This is a genomic window from Longimicrobium sp. (assembly GCF_036280135.1).
Classification (GTDB): Bacteria; Gemmatimonadota; Gemmatimonadetes; order Longimicrobiales; family Longimicrobiaceae; genus Longimicrobium.
The window spans coordinates 1-3853 of record NZ_DASURI010000601.1 but is presented as its reverse complement, the minus strand read 5'-3'; the positions used below and the strand labels follow the sequence as shown (position 1 = coordinate 3853).

4 protein-coding genes are annotated in these 3853 nt (G+C 72.1%); 2 read left to right on the top strand and 2 right to left on the bottom strand.

The features are described 5' to 3' along the window. Positions 1–99: 99 nt before the first annotated feature. Both VFZ20_RS19400 and VFZ20_RS19395 read right to left on the bottom strand, forming a co-directional pair. The gene (locus tag VFZ20_RS19400) at positions 100–342 is read right to left on the bottom strand and encodes a hypothetical protein (protein WP_329685587.1); all 243 of its coding nucleotides are present in this window, start codon (positions 340–342) and stop codon (positions 100–102) included. 67 nt (positions 343–409) lie between these two features. Further along, the gene (locus tag VFZ20_RS19395) at positions 410–655 is read right to left on the bottom strand and encodes a hypothetical protein (RefSeq protein WP_329685586.1); all 246 of its coding nucleotides are present in this window, start codon (positions 653–655) and stop codon (positions 410–412) included. Between the two features lie 286 nt (positions 656–941). Between VFZ20_RS19395 and VFZ20_RS19390 the strand changes: the two genes are divergently transcribed. Together VFZ20_RS19390 and VFZ20_RS19385 are read left to right on the top strand one after the other, a co-directional pair. After that, positions 942–2708: a sensor histidine kinase gene (locus VFZ20_RS19390; RefSeq protein ID WP_329685585.1), complete on the top strand. Its 1767-nt coding sequence runs from the start codon at positions 942–944 to the stop codon at positions 2706–2708. Positions 2709–3065: 357 nt separating this feature from the next. Beyond that, a partial coding sequence (locus VFZ20_RS19385; protein WP_329685584.1) for a sigma-54 dependent transcriptional regulator occupies positions 3066–3853 on the top strand: 788 nt, incomplete at its 3' end.

Below are 3853 nucleotides of genomic sequence, written 5' to 3'. Positions count from 1 at the left end.
GGCGGAGGCGAAGGATTCCTTCGTACCTTCGTACCAAAAGGAACGGGCCCGGACGCGAACGTCCGGGCCCGACCCACACGGCGCCGTGAGGCGCGGTGATTACATGGAGGCGCTGTCGCCCTTCATGGTGTCGCCGGCCGGCATGGTGGCCGCGGCGCCCGTGCTGTCCATCGGCGTCGTGGCCGGGGCGGCCATCGTGGTGTCGGCCGGGGGCGTCACCACGGGCGCCGTCTCGGCGGCCGGGGCCACGGTGGTGGTGTCCTCGGTGGTGGCCGTCTCGCTGTCGCCGCCGCCGCAGGCCGCCAGGGCCAGGATGCCAAAGGTCGCGATGAGCTTCTTCATCGTAGTGTGCCTTTCAGTTCGTCAGGGAAGGCCGGCGCGCGTGGTGCGCGCCGGCCGGAGGTCCAGCTCAGTGCGCGGCGGTGTCCGTCGTCGCCGTCGTCGCCTGGCCCTGCGTGGTGTCCTGCGTCACCGTCGTGGTGGTGGTCACCGTGTCGGTGGTCGGGACGACCGTGGGCTGGCTCACCGTGTCGGTGCCCTGCACCGTGGTGGTGGTCGTGTCGGCCGCCACCGTGGCGCCCTCGCCCTCGGCCGCATCGTCGCCGCCGCACGCCGCCAGGAGGGCCAGCGCCGCGATGGAAAGGAACTTCTTCATGGTCGTAGCTCCGTTGCCTTGTGGTTTTGAAGCACCCGGCCCCAGGGCCGGCCGCCGGTCCGCGCCGTTGCGCGGTCGGCCCCGTAGTTTGGCAACGGACATGCCGCATGTGCCCAACGCGGCCGCAGTGGCGAAAATCGGCGCCGCTGCTTAGTTTTCCAGCGTTCGCCCCGGTTCCGGCGCCCCTGTTCGGGGCATTCGGAAGAGTTCCTGACTGTTCACTGAACACACCCGCGCTGTTCAGTGAACATCGGCCGGACGAACGGACCCTCCCCGGACGCAGACCATGAGAGGCCTTTCGCTCCGCGCCAAGGTGTTCCTGATGTTCGCCGCCACGTCGCTGCTGATCGTGGCGCCGGCGCTGCTGCTCATTGCCCGCGCGGTGGAGCGCGGCGTGTACGAGCGCGCGCGCGAGGAGCTCAGCAGCGCCGAGGTCTCCATGCTGGCGCAGTGGGAGACGAGCGAGCAGGCGCTCCTGCGCGCGGCGCAGCTGGCGACGCTGGACTCGGCCACGCTGCGGGCGTGGTCGCGGGGGCAGTACCCGCAGGTGGAGCGGCGGATGACGGCCAACCTGAACAAGGACGACCGTCCCATCGCCATCGACAGCACGGGCGCCTCGCGCGTGGGGCCGCGGCTGGACGCGCGGGCCATTGCCACGGGGCAGCGCGAGGCCACCACCATCATCGCCCTGCCGGACGGGTGGAGCACGCCCATCCGCTTTGCCCTCGCCACCGTGGAGGTCGACACCCTGCGGCTGGGCCAGGCCGGCGTGGGCACGCCCCTGGCCGCCAAGGCCATCAAGAAGAACCTGGGCGCCAAGTCCGACGTGGCCCTCCTGGTGGGCGACTCGCTGGTGGACACCACGCTGCCGGACAGCGTGCGGCGCCTGCTGGACCGCGGCGAGCTGCGGCTGATGGTCTCCGCGGGGGGCGGGCCGCGGCAGGTGGACGCCGAGCAGGCGTACATGGCGGCGCCCGTGACCCTGCCGGCGGGCGGGCTGCCCCTGACGGCCATCCTGCTGCGGCCCATCGCGCAGGAGCTGGAGGTGGCCACGGCCATCAAGCGCTCGCTGTTCGGCATCGGGTTCGCGGCGGTGGTGCTGGCGCTGGCCCTGGCGGCGCTCGTGTCGCGCATCGTGGCGCGGCCCACGCAGGCCCTGGCCGATGCGTCGGCGCGCATGGCCCGCGGCGACTTCGCGGCGCCCCTGCCGCGCGCCGGCGCGGACGAGATCGGCCAGCTGGCGCGGGCGTTCGGCGAGATGCGGCGCGCCATCGCCGATCGCGAGGCGCGGCTGCGCAGCGCCCAGGCGGAGATGATCCACCGCGAGAAGCTGGCGGCCATGGGCCGGCTGGTGGCGCAGCTGAGCCACGAGATCAACAATCCCATCTACAACATCCAGAACTGCCTGGAGGCCCTGGAGCGGCGCGGCGACCCGGCGGATCCCAACCGCGAGTTCCTTACGCTGGCACAGGAGGAGCTGGCGCGGATGGCGTCGCTCACGCGGCGACTGCTGGACCAGAGCCGTCCCCAGAGCGACGCCAGCAGCCTGCTGAACCTGAACGCGCTGGTGAGCCGCGTGCTCACGCTGGCGCGGCAGGAGATGGAGGCGCGCGGGGTGGACGTGGTGGCGGAGCTGGCGCCGGACCTGCCGCCCGTGGTGGCGCACCCCGAGGCCATCCAGCAGGTGCTGGCGAACCTGGTGGCCAACGCGGGCGACGCCATGCCCGGGGGCGGCCGGCTGCGCGTGGCCACGCGGTCCGACGGCGACGCGGTGGAGGTGGTGGTGGAGGACACGGGCGCGGGGATCAGCGAAACGGACCTGCCGCACATCTTCGAGGCGTTCTACACGACCAAGCCGGGCGTGACGGGGATCGGGCTGGGACTGTTCGTCTCGGAGGGGATCATCCGGGGGCACCGCGGGCGCATCGACGTGGAGAGCACGCCGGGGCGGGGCAGCCGCTTCGTCATCCGCCTGCCGCGCGAGACGCTGGACGAGAGCATCTCGCTGGAGGACGCCGGCGCGCGGGCGGAGCCGGCGGTCGCGGCGGACTGAGGGGCCCTCACCCGCTCGCTGTCGCTCGCACCCTCTCCCGCAAACTGCGCGGGAGAGGGTATACACTTCGAACGGGTCCCGGGACGCGTAGCGACCTTCCCGTCAAGCGCAGGTCTCCCCCTCCCCCGCGAAGCGGGGGCAGGGGGTCGGGGGGAGGGGGCCCTCCGCGGGCGAGAGACACTCCGCCGCAGCGCGCGCAGACGGCGGTCGGTCCGTCGCGTGAGGGATGCGCGCCCGGAACTGCAGTGCGAAAGTGCGAAAGTGCGGGAGTGCGGGAGTGACAACCGTCAGCCCAAACCGCCGGCCGAAGCAGTTCAAGAAGTTGCAGTTCCTACATCACGAGACGAAAGCGATTCGATGCCGGACACCGCGCGCATCCTGATCATCGACGACGACCGCGCCTTTCGCGTGGGCACCGGCGCCCTGCTGGCCGACGAGGGCTACGAGGTGACGGCCGCCGCCAGCGGCAACGAAGGCCTGGAGCGGCTGCGCGACGACCGCTTCGACATGGTGCTGCTGGACCTGCGCATGGAAGGGCGCACGGGGCTGTCCGTGCTGGAGGAGCTGCGCCAGGGCGGCAACGACATCCCCGTGCTCATGCTGACGGGCTTTGCCACGGTGGACAGCGCCGTGGCCGCCCTCAAGCTGGGCGCGGACGACTACCTCACCAAGCCCTGCGACAACGCGCTGCTGCGCTCCAAGATCAAGTCCATCCTGGCGCGCCGCGAGCCCGTGCTGGGCGACGGGGCTCTGCGCATCGTGGGCGCCAGCAGCAAGATGCGCGAGGTCAAGAAGGCCATCGCGCGCGTGGCGCCCACGGAAAGCACCGTCCTGCTGCGCGGCGCCACCGGCACGGGCAAGGAGCTCATCGCCCGCGCCCTGCACGAGGAAAGCCCCCGCCGCTCGCGCCCGTACCTGGCCGTCAACTGCTCGGCGCTGGCCGAGGGGCTGCTGGAGTCGGAGCTCTTTGGCCACGCCCGCGGCGCGTTCACGGGCGCCGTCAACGAGCGCAAGGGCCTGTTCGAGGAGGCCAACGGCGGCACGGTGTTCCTGGACGAGATCGGCGACGTGTCGCCCGCCATGCAGGCCAAGCTCCTTCGCGTGCTGCAGGAGCGCGAGATCGTGCGGGTTGGAGAAAACAGACC

What these genes read in the sequence shown, in the direction of transcription:
- VFZ20_RS19400 (WP_329685587.1), bottom strand. Translation starts at nt 342, where the DNA reads ATGAAGAAGCTCATCGCGACCTTTGGCATCCTGGCCCTGGCGGCCTGC.
- VFZ20_RS19395 (WP_329685586.1), bottom strand. Translation starts at nt 655, where the DNA reads ATGAAGAAGTTCCTTTCCATCGCGGCGCTGGCCCTCCTGGCGGCGTGC.
- VFZ20_RS19390 (WP_329685585.1), top strand. Translation starts at nt 942, where the DNA reads ATGAGAGGCCTTTCGCTCCGCGCCAAGGTGTTCCTGATGTTCGCCGCC.